Origin of the sequence: Streptomyces sp. NPDC102462, from assembly GCF_044765425.1 — a bacterium.
In the GTDB taxonomy this organism is placed as follows: Bacteria; Actinomycetota; Actinomycetes; order Streptomycetales; family Streptomycetaceae; genus Streptomyces.
In genome coordinates this window covers 1-20,163 of sequence record NZ_JBIWKB010000001.1, presented here as the reverse complement: position 1 = coordinate 20,163, position 20,163 = coordinate 1, and the positions used below count along the sequence as shown (strand labels likewise).

The 20,163-nt window shown below is 73.8% G+C and carries 13 protein-coding genes; 9 read left to right on the top strand and 4 right to left on the bottom strand.

Annotated features, from left to right (window positions below; all coding sequences use genetic code 11):
* Positions 1-41: 41 nt before the first annotated feature.
* Together ACIRFL_RS00065 and ACIRFL_RS00060 are read left to right on the top strand one after the other, a co-directional pair.
* Positions 42-1,238: a serine hydrolase domain-containing protein gene (locus ACIRFL_RS00065; RefSeq protein WP_404022613.1), complete on the top strand. Its 1,197-nt coding sequence runs from the start codon at positions 42-44 to the stop codon at positions 1,236-1,238.
* 90 nt (positions 1,239-1,328) lie between these two features.
* Positions 1,329-4,796, top strand: a complete 3,468-nt coding sequence (locus ACIRFL_RS00060) for a phosphodiester glycosidase family protein (RefSeq protein ID WP_404022611.1) — start codon at positions 1,329-1,331, stop codon at positions 4,794-4,796.
* 129 nt (positions 4,797-4,925) lie between these two features.
* Here ACIRFL_RS00060 and ACIRFL_RS00055 read toward each other — a convergent pair whose 3' ends face one another.
* A complete protein-coding gene (locus tag ACIRFL_RS00055) occupies positions 4,926-7,370 on the bottom strand; it encodes a zinc-dependent metalloprotease (protein WP_404022610.1) in 2,445 nt (814 codons plus the stop codon).
* A gap of 379 nt (positions 7,371-7,749) precedes the next feature.
* Positions 7,750-8,541, bottom strand: a complete 792-nt coding sequence (locus tag ACIRFL_RS00050; protein ID WP_404022608.1) for a GntR family transcriptional regulator — start codon at positions 8,539-8,541, stop codon at positions 7,750-7,752.
* A gap of 457 nt (positions 8,542-8,998) precedes the next feature.
* Here ACIRFL_RS00050 and ACIRFL_RS00045 point away from each other — a divergent pair, with 457 nt between their 5' ends.
* The 7 genes from ACIRFL_RS00045 to ACIRFL_RS00015 all read left to right on the top strand — a co-directional run bounded on the left by ACIRFL_RS00045 (position 8,999) and on the right by ACIRFL_RS00015 (position 17,448).
* Positions 8,999-10,144 carry a peroxidase-related enzyme gene (locus ACIRFL_RS00045; protein ID WP_404022607.1) on the top strand — a complete coding sequence of 382 codons (1,146 nt, stop codon included), beginning with the start codon at positions 8,999-9,001 and terminating at the stop codon, positions 10,142-10,144.
* Between the two features lie 99 nt (positions 10,145-10,243).
* Positions 10,244-11,332, top strand: coding sequence for an ABC transporter substrate-binding protein (locus ACIRFL_RS00040; RefSeq protein ID WP_404022606.1), 1,089 nt, complete (start codon positions 10,244-10,246; stop codon positions 11,330-11,332).
* On the top strand, positions 11,325-12,572 hold the full coding sequence (locus ACIRFL_RS00035; RefSeq protein ID WP_404022604.1) for an ABC transporter ATP-binding protein: 1,248 nt from the start codon (positions 11,325-11,327) through the stop codon (positions 12,570-12,572). The genes ACIRFL_RS00040 and ACIRFL_RS00035 overlap by 8 nt, the downstream gene beginning before the upstream one ends.
* Positions 12,569-13,546, top strand: a complete 978-nt coding sequence (locus ACIRFL_RS00030) for an ABC transporter permease (protein WP_404022603.1) — start codon at positions 12,569-12,571, stop codon at positions 13,544-13,546. Before ACIRFL_RS00035 ends, ACIRFL_RS00030 begins: the two co-directional genes overlap by 4 nt.
* Positions 13,543-14,340 carry an ABC transporter permease gene (locus ACIRFL_RS00025; protein ID WP_404022602.1) on the top strand — a complete coding sequence of 266 codons (798 nt, stop codon included), beginning with the start codon at positions 13,543-13,545 and terminating at the stop codon, positions 14,338-14,340. The genes ACIRFL_RS00030 and ACIRFL_RS00025 overlap by 4 nt, the downstream gene beginning before the upstream one ends.
* Positions 14,341-14,434: 94 nt before the next feature.
* Entirely contained in the window at positions 14,435-15,475 is a 1,041-nt protein-coding gene (locus tag ACIRFL_RS00020) for a dipeptidase (protein WP_404022601.1), read from the top strand.
* A complete protein-coding gene (locus tag ACIRFL_RS00015) occupies positions 15,472-17,448 on the top strand; it encodes an FAD/NAD(P)-binding protein (protein ID WP_404022600.1) in 1,977 nt (658 codons plus the stop codon). Before ACIRFL_RS00020 ends, ACIRFL_RS00015 begins: the two co-directional genes overlap by 4 nt.
* Here the strand turns inward: ACIRFL_RS00015 and ACIRFL_RS00010 are convergent.
* Together ACIRFL_RS00010 and htpG are read right to left on the bottom strand one after the other, a co-directional pair.
* Positions 17,408-18,037 carry a GNAT family N-acetyltransferase gene (locus ACIRFL_RS00010; RefSeq protein ID WP_404022599.1) on the bottom strand — a complete coding sequence of 210 codons (630 nt, stop codon included), beginning with the start codon at positions 18,035-18,037 and terminating at the stop codon, positions 17,408-17,410. The genes ACIRFL_RS00015 and ACIRFL_RS00010 overlap by 41 nt on opposite strands.
* Positions 18,038-18,114: 77 nt before the next feature.
* Positions 18,115-20,016, bottom strand: a complete 1,902-nt coding sequence (htpG, locus tag ACIRFL_RS00005; protein WP_404022598.1) for a molecular chaperone HtpG — start codon at positions 20,014-20,016, stop codon at positions 18,115-18,117.
* Positions 20,017-20,163: the final 147 nt, after the last annotated feature.

Genomic DNA, 20,163 nt, shown 5'->3' with positions numbered 1-20,163 from the left:
CTCCACGGGCAGACCGTGGTGAAGGAAAGGACGGCGCATTCATGCCCATTCAGCGTGTCCACGGACGGCTGCGGAGCCTTGCCGCGGCCGTGGCCGTGACACTGGCCTGCTCGGCGGGCCCCGCCGCGGCACTGCCCGCGCAGCGGACGCCGGCTCCGGCCGCCACCGGATCACTCCAGCGGCACCTCGGCATGCTCGTCTCCGACGGCGCGACGGCCGCCCTCGGACAGGTACGCGAGCATGGCGTCGCCGTCTGGAGGGGCAGCGCGGGTACTTCGAGCCTCGTCCGCCCGCTGCCGGTGCGGCCGGACGGCTCCTTCCGGATCGGCAGCGTGACGAAGAGCTTCGTCGCCACCGTCGTCCTGCAACTCGCGGAAGAGGGACGGCTCCGGCTCGACGACCCGATCGGCCGCTACCTGCCCGGCGTGGTCCGCGACGCCGACGCCGTCTCGGTGCGGCAGATCCTCAATCACACCTCGGGCGTCTACGACTACACCGAAGACCCGCGCGTCCTGGAGGACCCCGCCGACCCCGCCGCCCTGGAGCGCTGGCTGTCGACGGGCCGCTGGCGGACCTGGTCCCCCACCGCACTCGTCGCCATCGCCGACGACCCGGGCCACGCGCCCTACTTCCCTCCCGGGACCGGATGGCGCTACTCCAACACCGACTACTTCCTGGCGGGCCTGCTCATCCAGAAGGTGACCGGCCGCACCTACGCCGAGGAAGTGGCCCGTCGCATCCTGCGGCCCCTCCGCCTCACCCACACCCAGGTGCCGGGCGCCTCCGTCCGGCTGCCCGGTCCGCACGCCCGCGCCTACCTCCTGCGGCCCCGGCACAAACCCATGGACATCACCGAGCAGAACATGTCCGTCGCCGGGCCGGCCGGAGAAATGATCTCCACGGCCGACGACCTGACCCGCTTCAACGCCGCCCTCCTCGGCGGCAGGCTCCTCGGGCCCGCCCAGCAGCGGGAGTTGACCACCGCGGTCGACCTCGGTCCGGACGGCGGCTACGGCCTGGGCCTGGAACGCGCCCGCCTGTCCTGCACCACCGTCTGGGGACACGGCGGCGGCACATACGGCTCCACCACCCTCAGCTTCGGCACCCCGGACGGGCGGCGCCAACTCGCCGTCTCCTTCAACCCGTCCGGCATCTTCCCCACCCCCTCCCAGAACACGACGGCCCACGCCCTCCTCGAAACCGCCTTCTGCGGCGGACCGGATGCGCGGTCGCGGTGACACGGGGCCGCCCGGTGCGGAACGCAGCAACGCCGGGCAGCCATGTGCCGTTCAGGGGGGTGTTGCCGCGGCTGAATAGCTTCATCGGCCATGAACTCACGTGACCACGACACCACCGGCCTCACCCGTCGCGGACTCATCGTCGGTGCGGTCGCCGCCGCGCTCGTCGCACCCGGTGGAGTCGCCACCGCGAATCCCGGCCGGCCGGGCGGATCCAGACCCGCCGCCGGCGGCGCCGCTGCCGGCGGCTCGGGCCGGGGCCGCCTCGGCTTTCCCGTCCCGCGGTACCGGACGGCGGTACCCGGAGAGTCCGTCGAGGTGGACCGGGTGGACCGCCCCGTGGCGCCCGGGATCGTCCTCACCACCTTCAGCACCTTCGGCCGCAGCGGCTGGACCCGGGTGCATGTGCTCAACGCCGATCTGGGCGAGAGGTCGGTCGGCGTCGACCTCGTCGCCGGCAAGGTGAGCGAGACACGGACGGTCTCCGCCGCCGCCGACGCGCAGCGCGCGGTCGCCGCCGTCAACGGCGACTTCTTCGACATCACCGAGACCAACGCGGCCATCGGACCCGAGGTCCGCGGCGGCCGGTTGCGCAAGGGAACGAACCAGCACTCCACCGTCGTGACGGTCGGCGCCGACCGGGTGGCCCGGCTCGCCGACTTCCTCATCGCGGGCACGGTCACGGTGGCCGGAACCGAACGGCCGCTGGCCGCGCTCAACTCCGCCGGCGTGCCCGCCGACGGCATCGCCGTGTTCACCCCGCAGTGGGGCCCCGGAAACCGCACGCTCATCCAGGGCGCGGGCCCGTGCACCGAACTCGTCGTCAGGGACGGCCGGATCACCGCCGTGAGCGCCGCGCTGACCGACACGGCCGTACCGGAGGACGGGCTGATCGTCCTCGGCCGCGGCGCCGCTGCCGCCGCCCTGGCCACCGCCCGCGAGGGCGACGCCGTCACCGTGACGTTCGAGCCGAAGACCGACAGCCCCTCCGCCCCGTACATGGCGCTCGGCAGCAACGCGGTGCTCGTGCGCGGCGGTACGGCGATCACCTTCCCGTCCAACGACAACAACAACGCGCTCAAGCCGCGCACCGTCATCGGCTGGCTGGACGGCGGACGCCGGCTGCTGCTCGTCGCGATCGACGGCTCGGCCGCGTTCTCCGCGGGGCTCGGCTTCAACGACACCGCCGAGCTGATGGTGCGTCTCGGCGCCACCGAGGCGTTCATGCTCGACGGGGGCGGCTCCACCGAGATGGTCGCGCGGCACGCGGGCGACACCGCCGTGAGCGTCGTCAACACCCCCTCGGACGGCAACGGACGGCCGGTGCCCAACGCCGTCGGCCTGTTCGGCCCGAAGGGGTCCGGCGTCCTGCGGGGACTCGACGTGCGGCCCGGCGCCCACCGGGTGGTTCCCGGACTGACCCTGAACATCGAGGCCGCCGGCCACGACGAGACCTGGTCGCCCGTGGCGATCGACGGGCACCTTGTCACCTGGACCGCGCACCCGGGCTCGCTGGGCCGGGCGAGCGACGGCGTCTTCCGCGCGGGCAAGCCGGGAGCGGGCACGCTGCGCGCCCGCTCCGGCCGCGCCCGGGGCGAGAGCGACCTGCGCGTCGTCGGCGCACTGCACCGGCTGGCCTTCGCGCAGCGCGCGGTCACGATCGAGCCCGGCGCTACGGCGGCCGTCGGCCTCGTCGGATACGACGCCGACGGGTTCGACGCCCCGGTGTCGGCCCATGACGTGACGCTCGACTACGACACCTCCGTGATCGGCGCGGCCCCGCGCCCGGACGGCGGCCTCGGCATCACCGCGGGCGCGGACGCCGCTTCCAGGGCCACGGTCGTCACGGCCACGGTGGCCGGGGTGACGGCGAGGCTCGCGGTGACCGTGGGCCTGAGCGAGGTCGCGCTGGCCGCGTTCGAACCGGGCGAGACCTGGACCGCGGCCTTTGCCCAGGGCACCGCGTCGGTGGAGAGTGTCGCGGCACCCGACCGGCCGGGCGCCCCCGCCGACAACCACGCCGTACGCCTCATCTACGACTTCACCGGCAGACCCAGCACCTCCGCGGCCTATGCGATCGCGTCCGCCCCGATCACCCTGCCCGCCGGGACGAAGCGGCTGGCGCTGTGGGTCGACGGGGACGGGCGGGGTCACTGGCTGCGCGCCATGCTGCGCTCGCAGGGCACCACGAACGTGCCGTTCACGTTCAGCACCACCGTGGACTGGACGGGCTGGCGGCAGGTCGTCGGCGATCTGCCGGCCGGCTTCTCGGACCCCGTCACCCTGCTGCGCGTCTACATCGCCGAGACGTCGCAGAGCAACAAGAACGCCGGGCAGTTGACGTTCGACGCGCTGACCGCCCAGGTCGGGCAGCAGCCGGACGTCACCGAGGCACCGTCGCCGGACCCCTGTGTCGTCGAGCAGGACGGCCTGCCGCACGGCCGGTGGACGTTCGCGGTCCTGTCCGATCTGCATGTCAGCGCGGCGGCGGGGCCCGACTCCTTCTCGGCCCGGCAGGCGGCGCTCGCGCTGGACCAGGCGGTCGCGAGCAAGCCCGACTTCATCCTCATCAACGGTGACTTCGTGGACAACAACGGCGCCGCGGACTTCGACCTCGCCGGCCGGCTGCTGAAGGACCATGTGCCGGACGGGCTGCCGGTCCACTGGACGCCCGGCAACCACGAGGCCGGACTGTCGGCCACCGGGGGCCTCGACGCCTTCCTGACCGCGACCGGCCGGCCGAACAAGCAGGTCTTCGACCACAAGGGGGCCCGGTTCATCCTGCTGGACTCCCACACCGGCGACATGCGCACCTCCGACTGGGAGCAGGTCCCGCTGCTGAAGGCCGAGTTGGCCAGGGCCGCCGAGGACCGGTCGGTCACCGGCGTGGTGGTCTCCTTCCACCACCCGCTGCACGACCCGTCCGGGGCCGAGTCCTCGCAGTTGTCGGACCAGTTGCAGGCCGGTCTCCTCAAGCGCTGGCTCGCGGACTTCCGGGAGACCTCCGGGAAGCCGATCGCCCTGTTCACCGGTCACGCCCACACGGCGTCGGTCACCCGCGCCGACGGCGTCCTGGAAGTCACCACTCCGGCCGTGGGCAAGACGCCGTACAGCTCGCCCGATCAGGGTGGCTTCTTCGGCTGGATGAACGTCGGCGTCGATCCGCGCCCCGCCCGGATCAGGGCCGGACGGCCGAGCCCGGAGACCCGGGACTGGCTCCAGGCCGAGAGCCGGCCGCTCATCGACGAGATCGCGCTGTCCGCGCCCGGGCAGATTCAGGTGGGCTCCCGCGCGGCGGTCTCCGCGACGGCCGGTACCAGCGAGTTCGGCCTCACCTTCCCGCTGCGCTTCCCGGCCAGCGTCACCTGGGGCGGCGGTTTCGGGCTCGTCGTCGCCCGGTCCGCCTCAGAGGTCCGCACGGCCACGCGCGGCCCGAGGACACGCGCCGTGCTCGATCTGACGTCCGGCACGCTCCTCGCCGTACGTCCCGGGACGGTCACCGTCACGGTGACGTCGGGCGGCCTGACCGACTCGGCGACCGTCGACATCGTCCCGTGACGGAACGGGTCCCCCGGTGACGGGGGCCATCACCCGGCTCGTGGCCGGGCCGGCGGCCGGCCGCGAGTGCCGCGGCACACACTCTGCCGGAGTCCGCGGTCCGCTGGCGGCGGTGGGCCGGGCCGGCGGTCACAGGGGGGCTCCGGGCGGTACTCGGGGCAGCGGATCGAGCCGGGCGGCGGCGGGGTCGGCGAGGAACCCGGTCAGGGTGCGGGCGGTCTCGCGACGGCGGGCCGCGCGGACGGGGTCCCGGTCGGCGGCGCCGGGTTCGTCGGCCAGCCGGTGGGCCAGGCTCCGCAGGGACGCCTTGAGTTCTTCACGGACCGGCGGGTGCGGTCCGCCGTCGCACACGGCCGCCATGACATGACGGACCACGACCCAGCCGGCCGTCTCCCGGACCAGCGCCTCCCGTTCCGGGCCGGCCTCCGGGCCGTCGCCGGACGCGGGGCGCGCAGCGCGGTCCGGGCCGGTGTCCGGGTGCCAGGACGCGGCGAACAGGGCCGAGAGCACATCGCTGACGCCGGGCTGCCGGGGATCGGCGGCGTGCTGCCAGGCCAGCCGGTTCAGGCGGGCCGGCTCCAGCAGCGCCTCGGCGACCAGGGCCGCCGCGGACTCCACGGCGGCCTGCGGGTCGAAGACGCGGCCCGCCCGGGTGTCGACGTACTCGGGCGACCGCTCGTAACGGATCCCGGGCGGCGTCAGTACGGCGAGCACGGCCGGATCCGGCACCAACTGGGCGGGGTCCAGCAGCGCGGCGGTCGCCCGCAGCGCCCGCCACTGGTCCTCGGCCGGGACCGGGGGCGTTCCGGTGACGGCGCCCGGTACGGCGTCGCCCGCGTGCGCGTAGGCGTAGCGGACACCGCCGACGAGCCGCGCCACCGCGGCCAGGTGGTGCCGGTGGTAGAGGTGCAACAGGGCGGCCCGGTGCTCCAGTTCGCCGGTCTGCCGGCCGGGCGGCACCGCCCCGCGGGAGAAACCGGCCTGGGCCGCGCGGCGCACCGCGAGGGCCTGGTCGAGCGCTTCGAACGGATCGGGCAGGTGCGGCACCCAGACGGCGGCGTCGGCATGTGCGGCGCCCGGGCCGCGGGCGTCCTCGTCCGCGAGGTAGGCGAGCCCGCGCTCCGCCGCCTCCCGGCGCAGCCGGGCGAGCCCGGCCGCCTCCGCGGCGGCGGTGAGGTCGCCCGACTCGTCCGCGAACCGGCCGTAGGCGTGGGCGACCAGGAAGTGGTCCCAGGGCCCGAGCCCCGAAGGGTAGGCGTGCGAGAGGTCGGGGGTGCCGTCGGCGCCGACGGTGACATGCGGGTGCGGGTAGTCCATCACCGAGGGGCGCGGGTGGCCGGTGCTCGCGAAGTTGTGCATGAAGCCGAGCGCGTGGCCGATCTCGTGCGCGGCCAGCAGCCGCATCCGGGCGAGGACCGTCTCGCGTACGGCGGCCAGCCGGGCGGCCTCGTCCGGGTGGCCGTAGGGCGCGAGCAGCGCCTCGGCGAGCGCGGTGACCTGTTCCACGCGCTGCGATCCGAGGCGTACCCGGCCGTGCAGGATCTCGCCGGTGCGCGGGTCGGTCAGGGCCTGGCCGTGGGACCAGCCGCGGCCGTCGCGGTGCACCCACCAGACGGTGTTGAGGGCCGGGTCGTCCAGGTCGGTGTCCTCGGCGGCCACCTCGACCCGGTACGCGTCCCGGAACCCGGCGGACTCGAACGCCTCCCGCCACCAGTTGCCGCCCTCCACGACGGCCGACCGCCACGGCTCGGGGACGGCGGGGTCCACGAGGAACACCAGGGGCGTGCGCACCGGGCCGGACACGGCCCCGGGGTCGGCCGGTTCCAGGCGGAAGCGGGGCTGGACCATGCCACGGACGCCGTCCGCCGCGCGGTCACCGTGGTCGTCGTGGCCGATGCCGTAGCCGCCGGAGGCCGGATGGTAGGGGCGGGCCGTCAGCGGCGGGTCGGGCAGCGGTACGAGATGGACCTGCTGCACCAGGGAGAGCGCCGCCGGCGCGGGGGTGACCCGGCGCAGCGCGGCGCCGGTGCCGGGGCCGCGCAGAGTGAGCAGCGCGGGCAGCCGGACCCCGCGGGCGCCCGCCGCCGCGGGGAGCGGGTAGGACGCGTCCGGGTCCACGGCGTAGTCGCCCTGGCCGCGTTCGCGCAGCAGGTCGGCTATGCCGTGCAGGTCGGTCAGGGCGAGGCCGGCGGGGTCCACGAGGGCGCCGTCGGCGTCCTCGCGCAGGGCGGGGGCGCTCCAGATCACGGACCGGGCGAAGGAGTCGGCGCCCGCGCGTACGGCGGCCGGGCCGCCGGTGGCGAGCCGGTGCTTGTCCCGCAGGACGAGGACGGCCCGGCCGGACAGCCGGCGGAACTCGGCGATCCGGCCCTTGCCCACCTTGCCCCGGTCCAGGGTCAGTTCGCTGGAGCCGGCGCCGGCGGTGAGGGAGGCGGTGAGCAGGAAGGGGGTGTCGAAGCGGCGGATGAGGAGCAGCGGTGGTTCCGCTTCCCGGTCGGGCCGTTCACTGCCTGCGACCAGGGCGAAGAGGGGGTGGGCGGGGTGGCTGCGGGGGTCGGCGGGTGACGGGGACACGGGGGGTGACTCTACGGCGGGTTGTGGGCGGGGGTGGCGGTCGGGTGCGTTGGCGCTGCGCGCGGCGGGCGGCGGGCGGGTGCGTTGTGGCGGGGTCGTCGGTCAAGTGCGGGTGCGTTGGGGGCGCGGCGGTCGGGTGCGTTGGGGCTGAGCTGCGGCGGGCGGGTGCGGGTGCGTTGGGGCTTGTCGCGCAGTTCCCCGCGCCCCTAAGGGGCGCGCTGTTCTGGGGGTTTCCTGCTCGGTCCGAGTCTGTTGCGGAGGCGCTGATGCTTGGTCGTCGACTGCGGGTGCGTTGGGGTTGCTCGCGCCCACGCGGCGGAGCCGCATATTGACACAGCCCCGCGCCCCTATAGGGCGCGCTGCACTGGCCCCTTGCCTTTTAGTGGTGTGGTTCTGCTGGGATTTCGTAGGCCAGGCGGAAGCGGTCGCCTGGGATTACCAGGTCGGCTGTTTCCAGGGGGCGTTCGCCGGCGTAGTAGGTGCGTTCGATGGCGGCCACGGCCGCGCCGCGGCCCAGGTCCAGGGCGGCGGCCTCCCGCGCTGTGGCGAGGCGGGCGGTGACGGTCTCGGTCGAGCGGGTGACCCGGATGCCGATGTACGACATGCGGGCCACGACGCTGCCCCCGGCCAGGGGCCCCGCCCCCGGCAGCGAGACGGGCGTGCCACCGGTGATCTCCAGCGGCTCCCAGCTGACGCAGATCATCGCCGGCAGCCCGTCGTTGCTGAGCTGGTACTCGCTGCGGATCACGGGCTCGCCCGGCGGGACGCCCAGCCGACGGGCGATGTCCGGGCTCGCGCCCTCGGTGCGGGACGAGGGCACGCCGCGTTCCGAGCCCGCGCCCGGGTCGTCGTCCGCGCCGGCCGCGGCCGGTCCGGTGCGGCGCAGGGCCGGGTGGACGGCGAGCCGGCCCTGGAGCCGTTCGTGGGTCCAGGAGCGGGCCATGGTGGAGGCGGAGACCCGCTCCCGCACGAACACCCCGCGGCCTGTCCGGCCGCGCGCCAGCCCCTCGCTCACCAGCAGACGGACCGCGGCGGCGGCCACGTTGACGCCGACGTCGTACTCCTTGGCCAGCGCCGCCCGGGAGGGCAGAAGGGCACCGGGCGGGAACTCGCCGGCCTCGATCCGGCGCCGCAGGCCGTCGGCGATCCGGCGGTAGGACGCAACCCGCACCACAGCGTCTCACTTTCTGGACGATCGTTTCACGATATGAGAAACTTCGGGCCGACCGAAGATTTTTCGCCAGCCGTCCGCGTCCCGACCGTACCGCGAGCCCCGAACCTGTTGCATCAGGTGGGTGCGGATGTGCCGTGCGGGGCGGGTCGGGGTCACAAGAGGTGTCACCTGATGCAACAGGTGGCCGGTCGCACCCGGCGGCCGACGGGCCCGCGAGGGCCTTCGCCGCCCGTATTCCCGCTTGTCAGGGCTTTGCGCACGGCTCATGGACGGGGCTAACTTGCAGCTCTCCGGGCTCGTCCCACGATGTGTCCGGATGGCGGGCCACCCAGGGCCCGTCACTGGAAGGGACCCGACGAAGGGCCCGCCGGACGGCGCACACCGGTCGCCGCCGGGCGGTGTCGCCCGGAGCGGACCTGGTACGCGACGCGATCGAGCGGGGAGAGGAGTGACCTTGAGCGACGACGAACACTACCGTCCGGCCGTCGGCACCCACGCCGACGCGGCCGGTGCCGCGCTCCTGCGCCCCGCCCGCCCGGGCCGGCTCGGCCCCGCGCTGCGGGCGGAGGCCGCCGCCCTGGCCGCGGAGCTGGCCGGACAGCCCGCGCGGGCCGCGGCCTACCGCTCCTACGCGCCGCGCACCCCGGACGCGGCGCCCGAGCCGGACTTGGCGCTTGCCGCCGCCGTACGGGCGTACACCCGGGCCGTGACCCTCGCGCCGTCCCGCGCGGGACGAGCGCAGATCGCGGAGCTGGAGCGGGTGGGCCTTGCCGCTGCGGACATCGTCGCGCTGGCCCAGATCGTGGCCTTCGTCTCCTACGAGGCCCGGGTCGCCTCGGGCCTGGCCCTGCTCGACGGCGCCCCGGCCGCCGACACCGCGCTGGCCGCCCGCGCGCTCGCCCGCATCGGCCCCGCCGAGCCGGACGCACGCCCCGCCGAGCCGGACGCAGCCGCCGCCGAGCGCCGCTTCACGCTCGACCCGCTCACCTGGGTCCCGTGGATCGAACCGGTCCCCGCCGACGCCCTCGACGCGGATCAGCGCGCGGTGCTCGACGCACACGCCACGCTGTCCGCCGACTCTCCGTACTACCGCACCCTGCTGCACGATCCGGCCGCGCTCGACCACCGCACCCACGTGTACAACGCGCTCATGTACGGCCGGGGCGGGCTGCCCCGGGCGGAGCGGGAGCTGATCACCCTGCTGGTGTCGCGGATCAACGGCTGTGTGTACTGCGCGTCGGTGCACGGCCGCAAGTTCGCCCAGCTCGGCCGGGACACCGAGGCGGCGCGGCGGGTGCTCGACGAGGGCACCGCGGCGCTCGCCGGCGATCCGCGCCGGGCCGCTCTCGGCCGCTTCACAAAACGTCAGACGGCGACCCCGCCGGCCGCGACCGCCGACGACGTGGCCGCGCTGCGCGCCGCGGGCATCGACGGCACCGCCCTGCTGGACGTGGTGCACTGCGTGGCGCTGTTCGGCTGGGCGAACCGGCTGATGCAGGTCCTGGGCGCGCCCGCCGTGCCGGGGTCCTGTACGCAGACGTCCGGTCCCGTCGCCGCACCTGCGGCGACGCCCGCGGCGGGCTCCCCGTCGCACGGCTGACCGGACGTCGTCCCCGCCTGCCCCGCCCGGCGGCCCCGCCGCCCGGGTCCCAGTGAACCAGTGCCCACGCGCCCCGCGTCCCCGTGAACCGGAGTTGTCATGACCCGAGTCCCCCGCCCCCTCGTCACCGCCGCCGGCGTCGCCGCGGCCGCCCTGCTGGTGACGTCCTGCGCCACCTCCGCCGGCCCCGCCTCCGGCGGCTCCGGCGCGGGAGGCGGCAAGCAGACCATCACCTTCATGGGCTTCTTCGGCACCTTCCAGGACTCGTTCACCAAGACGGTGATCGAGCCGTTCGAGAAGGCCAACCCGGACATCAGCGTCAAGTACGTGCCGATCCAGAACTCCGCCGAGGTGCTGGCCAAGCTGCGGGCGAGCAAGAAGAACCCCGCCGCTGACGTGGCCCTGATGGACAGTTCGGTCGCGCCGACCGCCAACGAGGAGGGGCTGTTCGCGAAGCTGGACAGCGCGCGGGTCCCGCACCTGTCCGAACTGGTCGACGAGGCCCGCAGCAAGGACGGCTACGGGCCCGGCCTCACCCTGGACAGCCTGTCCATCCTGTACAACTCCAAGGCCGTGGACAAGGCGCCCACCAGCTGGAACGACCTGTGGGACCCGGCCTACCGGGGCAAGCTGGCCATGCCGATCGCGGACACCCGCGGGGTGGCGCTGATCGTCGCCCTGGAGAAGATCCTCGGCGCGGACTACAAGAAGGACATCGACCCGGCGATCGGCCGGCTCAAGAAGCTGTCGCCGTCCGTCGAGACCTGGCAGCCCGCGCCCGACGTCTACACCGCCGTCCAGTCGGGCGAGGCCGATGTCGCGGTCGGCTGGAACGCCCGCGGCCAGTTCTACAAGGACTCCTCCGGCGGTGTGGTCCAGCCGGTGCTGCCCAAGGAGGGCACGGTCAAGCAGATCAACACGATCAACCTGGTCGCGAACTCCGCGCACGCCGAGGCCGCGCAGAAGTTCATCGACTACGCGATCGGCGCCAAGGCCCAGAAGGCGTTCGACGACGACGCGTACTACGCGCCGGTCAACCGCAACGCGAAGCTCAAGGCCGAGGTGGCGGACCGGACCACGGCCTCCGCCGAGCAGCAGAAGCGGCAGATCCCGGTCGACTGGAGCTGGATGACGAGCCGTTACACCGCCTGGGTCGACCGCATCAAGCGGGAGGTCATCGGTGGCTGAGCCGACGGCGCCGGCCGCCCCGACCCCGGCGGCCGGCGGGTCCTTCGCGGGGCATCTGACCCTGGAGGGCCTGACCAAGACCTACCCGGGGCAGCACGGCGCGGCCGTGCGCGGGATCGACCTGTCCGTGCCGCGGGGCAGCATGCTGGCCGTGCTCGGCCCCTCGGGCTGCGGCAAGTCCACCACGCTGCGCATGATCGCGGGCCTGGTCGCGCCCACCGCGGGCCGGGTCCTGGTGGACGGCCGTGACATCACCGGCATCCCGGTGCACCGCCGCGACATGGGCATGGTGTTCCAGTCGTACGCCCTCTTCCCGCACCTGGACGTGGCCCGCAACGTCGCCTTCGGCCTTGAGATGCGCAAGGTGTCACGCTCCGAGCGGGCCCGCCGGGTGGCCGAGGCGCTCGACCTGGTGCGGCTCGGTCATCTCGCCGGCCGTCGCATCGCCCAGTTGTCCGGCGGCCAGCAGCAGCGGGTGGCGCTGGCCCGCGCCCTGGTGGTACGGCCCACCCTGCTGCTGCTCGACGAGCCGCTGTCCAACCTGGACGCGCAGTTGCGCGGGGAGATGCGCGACGAGATCCGGCGCATCCAGCAGGAGACGGGCATCACCGCGGTGTTCGTCACCCACGACCAGCACGAGGCGCTGTCCATGGCCGACCGGGTCGCCGTCCTCGCGCAGGGCCGCCTGGAGCAGATCGGCACCCCGGAGGACGTCTACGAACGCCCGGCCGGGCGGTTCGTGGCGCGGTTCGTGGGCCGCGCCAATCTGATCGAGGGCACCGTCGCGGGTGCCGACGGGCAGCGCACCGTGGTGGAGCTGCCGGGGGTGGGCCGGGTGCCCGCGCTCGGCCGGCCGCGCCCGGCCGGTGCGCGGGCGGCCGTCCTGCTGCGGCCGCACCGGATCGCGCTGGCCCCGGCCCCCGCGGACGGCCCCGCCGGCGGCGTCCCGGACGGCTCGCCCGCGGCGCCGGTGCGGGGCACGGTGCTCGGCGCCGGGTACAGCGGTGAGAGCATCGCCTACCGGGTCCGCGTCGGCGCGGCAGGACCGGTGCTGGACGTGGAGCGGCCGGCCGGTGCCGAGGCCGCGCACGCGCCGGGCAGCGAGGTGCTGCTGACCTGGGACGCCTCGGCCGCCCGGCTGGTCGACGCGGCCGGAGACGACGAGAGCGGTGCCGATGCGCCCGTGGGCGCGGCGGACGCCGCCCCGGCCGCCGCCGCACCGCGCGGGGTGACGCCGTGAGCGCACCGTCCGGGACGCCGGCGGCCCAGGGCGCCGTCCCCGGCCCGAAGGGCGCACCGCATACGGCGCCGTCGGGCGGCGCGCCGGGGCACGCGCGGGCGCCGCGCCCCGGCCGAGCCGCGCTGATGCTGCTGGCCCCGGGCGCCCTCGCCCTGCTGTTCACCTACGCCATGCCGCTGGTGTGGGTCGTCCGCATGGCGCTGAACGAACCACTGGACGGCGGCGCCATCCGGCAGACCCTCACCTTCGGTACGTTCACGCAGGTGCTCGGTGACGGCCACTACTGGAAGGTCATCGGCCAGACCCTCCAACTCGGCGTGCTGGTCACGGTGTTCACACTGCTGCTGGCCTACCCGCTGGCCCTGTTCCTGGCCCGGACCACGAGCCGGTGGCGGAGTCTGCTGATGGCGCTCGCCGTGGCGCCGCTGCTGATCTCCTCGGTGGCCCGCACCTTCGGCTGGATGGCGATCCTCGGCAACCAGGGCCTGGTCAACAAGACGTTGCAGGCGCTCGCCCTCACCGACGGCCCGCTGCCGCTGGCGAACAACATGACCGGTGTGGTCATCGCGTCCGTGGAGATCTACATGCCGTTCGCGATCCTCGCCATGATCAGCGGCTTCGGCCGGCTGGAACCCGAACTGGAGCGGGCCGCCGCCTCGCTCGGCGCGAACCGGTTCCAGGTGCTGCGCCGGGTGGTGCTGCCGCTGACCCTGCCCGGGGTGCTGACCGCGGCGCTCCTGGTGTTCGTGCTCAGCCTCAGCGGATATGTCACCCCGCGGCTGATCGGCGGCGGCCGGGTCTTCGTGCTGGCCACCGAGATCTACGACGAGGCGATCACCGCGCTGAACTGGCCGGTGGCCGCGGTCCTCTCGGTCCTGCTGCTGGTGCTGTTCGGCATCGTCATCGTCCTGTACCAGCGTGCGCAGCGCGCCCTGGAACGCCGGTTCACCGGTGAGAAGGGAGGCTCGCGGTGAAGTCACACCCGGCCGGGCGCATCCTGCGGGCCGCGCTGCTGACCGTCCTGTACCTGTTTCTGCTCGCCCCGATCATCGTGGTGCTCGTCGAGTCCTTCGACGACTCCACCTATCTGCGCTTCCCGCCCGAGGGCTTCACCCTCGACGCCTACCGGCAGGTCTTCGCCAACGCGGACTTCCGTTCCGGCATCCGGGTCAGCGCCGTCACCGCCGCCGTCACCACCCTGCTCGCCCTGGTCACCGGGGTGCCGGCCGCGCTGGCCCTGACCCGGCTGCGGTTCCGCGGCCGGGGCGCGGTGGAGTCGGCCTTCCTGTCGCCGCTGCTGGTGCCGCACATCGTGCTGGGCCTCGCGCTGCTGGTGCTGTTCGCGCCGATCCCGCTGACCGACACCTACTGGGGGCTGATCCTGGCCCACCTGGGGGTGACCGTCCCCTATGTGGTGCGGACCGTGTCGGCGGCGCTCGCCGGGGCCGATCCGCGCGCCGAGGAGGCGGCCCGCACCCTCGGCGCCGGCCGGTTCACGGTGCTGCGGCGGGTGACGCTGCCGGCCGCGCTGCCCGGGCTGGTCTCCGGCGCCATCATCGCCTTCCTGCTGTCCTTCGACGAGACGGTGATCTCGCTGTTCGTCTCCGGGCAGAACACCAGGCCGCTGCCGGTGGCGGTGCTGCAGTACGTGGAGTACCGCAGCGATCCGTCGATCGCCGCGCTGTCCGTCTGCCTGGTGCTGCTGTCGGTCGCGGCCGTGGTGGTCGTCGAGCGCAGCCTCGGGCTGCGGCGCAGTCTGCGCTCGTGACCGGCGCCTTTCCGCCTCCCCCACCGGTGGTGGCGCCGACGCCCCCGGCCGGTGCCGCCCAACCCCTCGCCCGCTTCCCGTCCTTGGAGGTCATGTGTCCATCGCATCCGCCCCGTCCTTCGACCCCGCGGCGCTGCACCGCGAGAGCATCGTCTTCAACGCGCTCGACTGCACCCCGCTGTCGTGGGCGGACGAGACGTACCTCGGCAAGCTGGCCGCCTCCGGGGTGACCGCGTTCAACCACGCCACGATCGTCTCCCAGGGCTACGACGCCGCCGTCGCCTCGATCGTCGGCTGGCAGCGCCGGCTGAAGGAGACCGGCGGGCGCCTCTTCCAGGGCCGCACGCTCGCCGACGTGCGCCGGGCCAAGCGGGACGGCTCGGTCGCCTGGTTCGTGGGCTTCGAGGACAGCAGGCCGATAGCGGACGAGCTGTGGCGGCTCGAGGCGCTGCACCAGCTCGGGCTGCGTTTCCTCGGACTGACGTACCAGAACCGCAACTTCGCGGGGGACGGCAGCGGGGAGACGGCCAACGGCGGGCTCAGCCGGTTCGGACGGTCGCTGGTGCGCGAGTGCAACCGGCTCGGCATCGCGCTGGACCTGTCCCACACCGGTGAGCGGTCCACCCTGGAGACCATCGAACTCTCCGAGAAGCCGGTGCTGGTCACCCATGCGGGGCTGACCCGCTTCGTGGCCAGCCCCCGCAACAAGAGCGACCGGGTGGTGCGGGAACTCGCCGCGCGGGGCGGGGCGTTCGGCCTCGCCGCGAAGTCCGGGTTCCTCAGCCCGGACGGCCTGAAGGGCCCGACGGGACCGGAGGTGTTCGCCGACAACATCGATCACCTGGTCGACCTGGTGGGCATCGACCATGTGATCGTCGGCACCGACGTCGGCGACGAACGCAAGTACTCCAAGGAGGGCATGGCCCGGGTGCGCCGGCTCTACCCGGAGATCCCGATCGTCGACGACAGCCTGAACCTCGATCTGATCCACCCGGTCGGCATGGGCACCCCGGCCGACCTGCCCGTCATCACGGACGTGCTGGCCCGGCGCGGCTACGGCGAGGACGACCTGCGCAAGGTGCTCGGCGGCAACCTGATGCGGGTGCTGGGCGAGATCTGGGGCGAGGCGGCGTGACCTCCCCGCTCCCCGGGCCGGGCCGGTCGCCGGATGCCGGGCGCCCGGCGGTCGCCGTGGTCGGCGCGGGACCGCGCGGCACGGCCGTGCTGGAACGGCTGCTGGCCCGCCTGCGCACCGGTGCGGACGACGGCGGCGACGGCGCGGGACACGGCCTTGACGGCGCCGGTCCGTTCGGCGTCGACGTCCATGTGATCGAGCCGCACGTCCCGGGGGCCGGCCGGGTCTGGGCGCCCGGCCAGCCGGACTCGCTGCTGATGAACACACTCGCCGGGCACGCCACCGCGTTCCCCGACCCGAGTGTGCGCATGGCGGGCCCGCCGACGCAGGGCCCCTCCCTGCTGGAGTGGTCCGTGCGGCACGCCCCGGGCCTGGCCCCGCACACCTATCCGGCGCGCGCCTTGATGGGCCGTTACCTGGCCTGGGCGTACCGGCGGATCGTCGCCGATCCGCCGCCCGGGGTGCGGGTGATCCACCACCGGGACCGGGCGGTGGCGCTGGCCGCGGAGCCGGGCGGACGGCTGCGGCTCACGCTGGCCGCGGGCGGCGGCCTCGCCGCAGACGCGGTGGTGCTCGCCACCGGGCACACGGAGGTGCTGCCCGGATCCGAGGAGACGGCGCTCGCCGCCCACGCGGCGGCCCACGGCCTGGTCTACGTGCCGCCCGGTCAGGCGCACGAGAGCGACCTGGACGAGGTGCCCGCCGGGGAACCGGTGCTGGTGCGCGGGCTCGCCCTGAACTTCTTCGACCAGATCACCCTGCTCACGACGGGCCGCGGCGGACGGTTCGCACCGCTGGAGCACGGCCTGCTGCGCTATCTGCCGTCCGGCCGGGAACCCCGGGTGTACGCGGGTTCCGGGCGCGGCGTGCCCTATCTGGCGCGTGGCCACGCGCCCGGTACGATGCCGGCCGGTCACCGCAGGCGGGTCCTCGACGACGAGGCGGTGCGGCGGCTGCTCGCCCGCGGGCCCGGCTCGGTCTCCTTCACGGACGACGTGTGGCCGCTGATCGCCAAGGAGGCGGGTCACGCCTGGTACGAGGTGCTGCTGCGGCGCTTCCCCGGCAGTTGCGCGCTGCCGCCGCGGGAGTTCCTGGACCGGTATCTCGCGGCCCCCTACCGGTCGGCGGCCGAGGCGAACCTGCTGGCCGGGGCCTTCGCCGATCCCGGCGCCCGGTTCGACCTGCGCGACCTGGACCGGCCGCTGTCCGCGCGGCGGTTCGCGTCCCGGGAGGAGTTCGACACCTGGATGCGCGGGCACCTGCGCGCCGACCTGGCCGAGGCCCTGGATCCGGACTCAGCCCCGCTGAAGGCGGCCGCGTCCGCCGTGGCCGCGGTCAAGGGCCCGCTGCGGCGGCTGGTGGCGGCCGGCGCGCTGCGGGGTGACACCCGCGCCGCCCTGTCCTGGTTCCGGGCGTTCGGCGCGCATCTGTCGAGCGGGCCGCCGCCGTCCCGGATCGCCGAACTGCTGGCGCTGAGCGAGGCGGGAGTGGTGTCCTTCCTCGGTGCCCGGCCCGAAATCCGTACGGACTCAGGGGTGTTCACGGCGGTCTCGGCGACCGTGCCCGGCGCACCGGTCGAGGCCCGTGCGCTGATCGACGCCTGGCTGCCGGGCGTCGACGCGTCCCGTACGGCCGCCCCGCTGCTGCGCTCGCTGCTCGACTCGGGGCTGGCCCGGCTGCATCGCACGGACGCCGGCCGCGGCGGGCCCAGCGGCGCCCTCGACGTGGAACCGGCGGGGCTGCGGGTGCGGGACGCCGACGGGGTCGCCTCCGACCGGCTGTTCGCGTACGGCATTCCGCTGGAGGGCGTCGAGTGGAACAACGCGATCGGCGCCCGCGCCCGGTCCAACGCCGCGCTGTTCCGGCAGGCCGACGTCATCGCCGGCCGGGTCCTGACGGCGGCCCGCACCGCCCGGCCGGGCCCAACGGCGCCTACGGCGGCGGTACTTCGCTCGTCCGGCCCAGATAGGTGACCGGGCCCGGATCGGGCACATGGATCTCGTGGAAGCCCAGCCGGTCGTAGAAGGCCCGGGCCGCGGTGTTGGCCGTGACCATGCACAGATGGACGGCCGGGACGCCCCGGTGCCCCAGGGCCCGCAGGAAGGCCGTCATCAGCGCGCGGCCGTGGCCGCGGCCCTGCCAGGCCGGCAGCAGGTCGATGTGCAGATGGGCCGGATAGGCGGCGACCTGGGGGACGATCATCCGCTCCGGGTGGTGCAGCAGCCGGACGATCTCCTCGTCCGGAGCGCTGGAGGGTCCGACGGGCTCGGGGTGGCGGTCGGCGATCCTGGGCAGCCACCGGGCACGGAACTCCTCGACGAAACGGGGTGTGTCGGCGGTGCCGAGGATGTAGCCGACCGCGTGTCCCGCGCCGTCGTCGAGCACGAAGGCCGACTCCGGTTCCAGATGGAGGTAGGGAGCGGCGAAGGTCGCGGGGAAGATCGCCGGGTCCGTGTAGTGCCGGCGGCTGTCCTGGCCCAGGTGTGCGGTGCGGACGCAGATGTCCTCGACGGCATCGCGGTCGGCCGGGCGGTAGGGGCGTACGACGGGAGACGAGGCCACCCCGGCATCATGGTCACCCGGGAGCGCTCCCACAAGGGGCGGTCGCGGAACGCGCGTTCCGCGACCGCCCCCGCCTGCTACAGCGTGCGCTCCAGCGCGTCGGCGACCAGCTTCACGAAGCGGCCCGGCTCCTTGGGCCGGCCGCCCTCGGCGAGCACCGCGAGCCCGTGCAGGAGTTCCGCGCTCTGAACCAGAGCCGAGCGGTCCTCGCGCGCCTTGAACGCCTGGTTGAGGCCCCGCACCAGTAGATGGTCGGGGTTGAGTTCGAGGATCCGCTTGGCCGTGGGCACCTCCTGCCCCATCGCGCGGTACATGTTCTCCAGCGCCGGCGTGAGGTCGTCGGCGTCGGAGACGACACAGGCCGGGGAGACGGTGAGCCGCGACGACAGACGAACGTCCTTGACGTCCTCGCCCAGTTGCTCCTTCATCCAGCCGAGCAGACCCGCGTACTCCTCGCTCTGCTTCTCCTTCTCCTCCTCGTTCTTCTCCTCGCCGTCGCCGCCCAGGTCGATCTCGCCCTTGGCGACGGAACGCAGCCGCTTGCCCTGGAACTCGCCGACGGCGTCGACCCACACCTCGTCGACGGGGTCGGTGAGCAGCAGGACCTCGATGCCCTTGGCGCGGAACGCCTCCATGTGGGGGGAGTTCTCGATGCTCTGCCGGGACTCGCCGGTGATGAAGTAGATGTCGCCCTGACCGTCCTTCATCCGCTCCACGTACTCCTGGAGCGTGGTGGGCCGGTCGTCGCCGTGGGTGCTGGCGAAGGACGCGACGGCGCAGATGGCCTCGCGGTTCTCGGTGTCGGTGATCAGCCCCTCCTTGAGGACCGCCCCGAACTCCCGCCAGAAGGTGGCGTACCGCTCCGCGTCGTTCGCCTTCAGGTCCTTGACCGAGGACAGGACCTTCTTCGTCAGCCGCCGCTGGATCAGCCGGATGTGCCGGTCCTGCTGAAGGATCTCCCGGGAGACGTTCAGGGAGAGGTCCTGGGCGTCGACCACGCCCTTGACGAACCGCAGATAGGGCGGCAGCAGCGCCTCGCAGTCGTCCATGATCAGGACGCGCTTGACATAGAGCTGCAGGCCGCGCCGGTGGCCCTGGGTGAACAGGTCGTGCGGGGCGTGCTCCGGCAGGAACAGCAGCGCCTGGTACTCGAAGGTGCCCTCGGCCTGGAGCCGGACGGTCTCCAGCGGGGCGCGCCAGTCGTGGCTGATGTGCTTGTACAGCTCGTGGTACTCGTCGTCCGAGACCTCGTCGCGCGAGCGCGCCCACAGGGCCTTCATCGAGTTGAGCGTCTCGGGCTCGGGCGTGGCGTCGTCGCCCTCGCCCTTGTCCGGGACCATCCGGATGGGCCAGGTGATGAAGTCGGAGTAGCGCTTCACGATCTCCCTGATCTTCCAGGGAGCGGTGTAGTCGTGCAGCTGGTTCTCGGGGTCGGCCGGCTTGAGGTGCAGCGTGACGGCGGTGCCCTGCGGGGCCTGGTCCACGGTCTCCAGGGTGTACGTGCCCTCACCGCGGGAACTCCAGCGGGTGCCCTGGGTCTCGCCCGCCCTGCGGGTCACCAGGGTCATCTCGTCGGCCGCCATGAAGCCGGAGTAGAAACCGACGCCGAACTGGCCGATGAGCCCTTCGGCGCCGCCCGCCTCCTTGGCCTCGCGCAGTTCCCGCAGGAACTCGGCGGTCCCCGAGTTGGCGATGGTGCCGATGAGCCGCCCGACCTCGTCGTACGACATCCCGATGCCGTTGTCCCGCACGGTGAGCGTACGGGCCTCCTTGTCGACCTCGATCTCGATGTGCAGGTCGGAGGTGTCGGCGTCGGGCGCGTCGTCGCGCAGGGCCGCGAGCCGCAGCTTGTCCAGCGCGTCGGAGGCGTTGGAGACGAGTTCGCGAAGGAAGACGTCCTTGTGCGAGTAGACCGAGTGGATCATCAGCTGGAGCAGCTGACGGGCCTCTACCTGGTACTCAAACGTTTCGGTCGGCATGGTCGGTGTTTACCTCACAGGTCCCACTGTCGCCGGATCTGGTGAGGTTCACTTTGACGTGCTCCCTGGCCTAAAGTCCAGGGATTCCGGCCTGGGTCGTCTGACCCTTCCGGGGGCTTCCTGCTTCACCGCGCTGTGCGGGCACGT

Coding starts and splice junctions, on each gene's coding strand:
- ACIRFL_RS00065 (WP_404022613.1), top strand. CDS start 42: ATGCCCATTCAGCGTGTCCACGGACGGCTGCGGAGCCTTGCCGCGGCC.
- ACIRFL_RS00060 (WP_404022611.1), top strand. CDS start 1,329: ATGAACTCACGTGACCACGACACCACCGGCCTCACCCGTCGCGGACTC.
- ACIRFL_RS00040 (WP_404022606.1), top strand. CDS start 10,244: ATGACCCGAGTCCCCCGCCCCCTCGTCACCGCCGCCGGCGTCGCCGCG.
- htpG (WP_404022598.1), bottom strand. CDS start 20,016: ATGCCGACCGAAACGTTTGAGTACCAGGTAGAGGCCCGTCAGCTGCTC.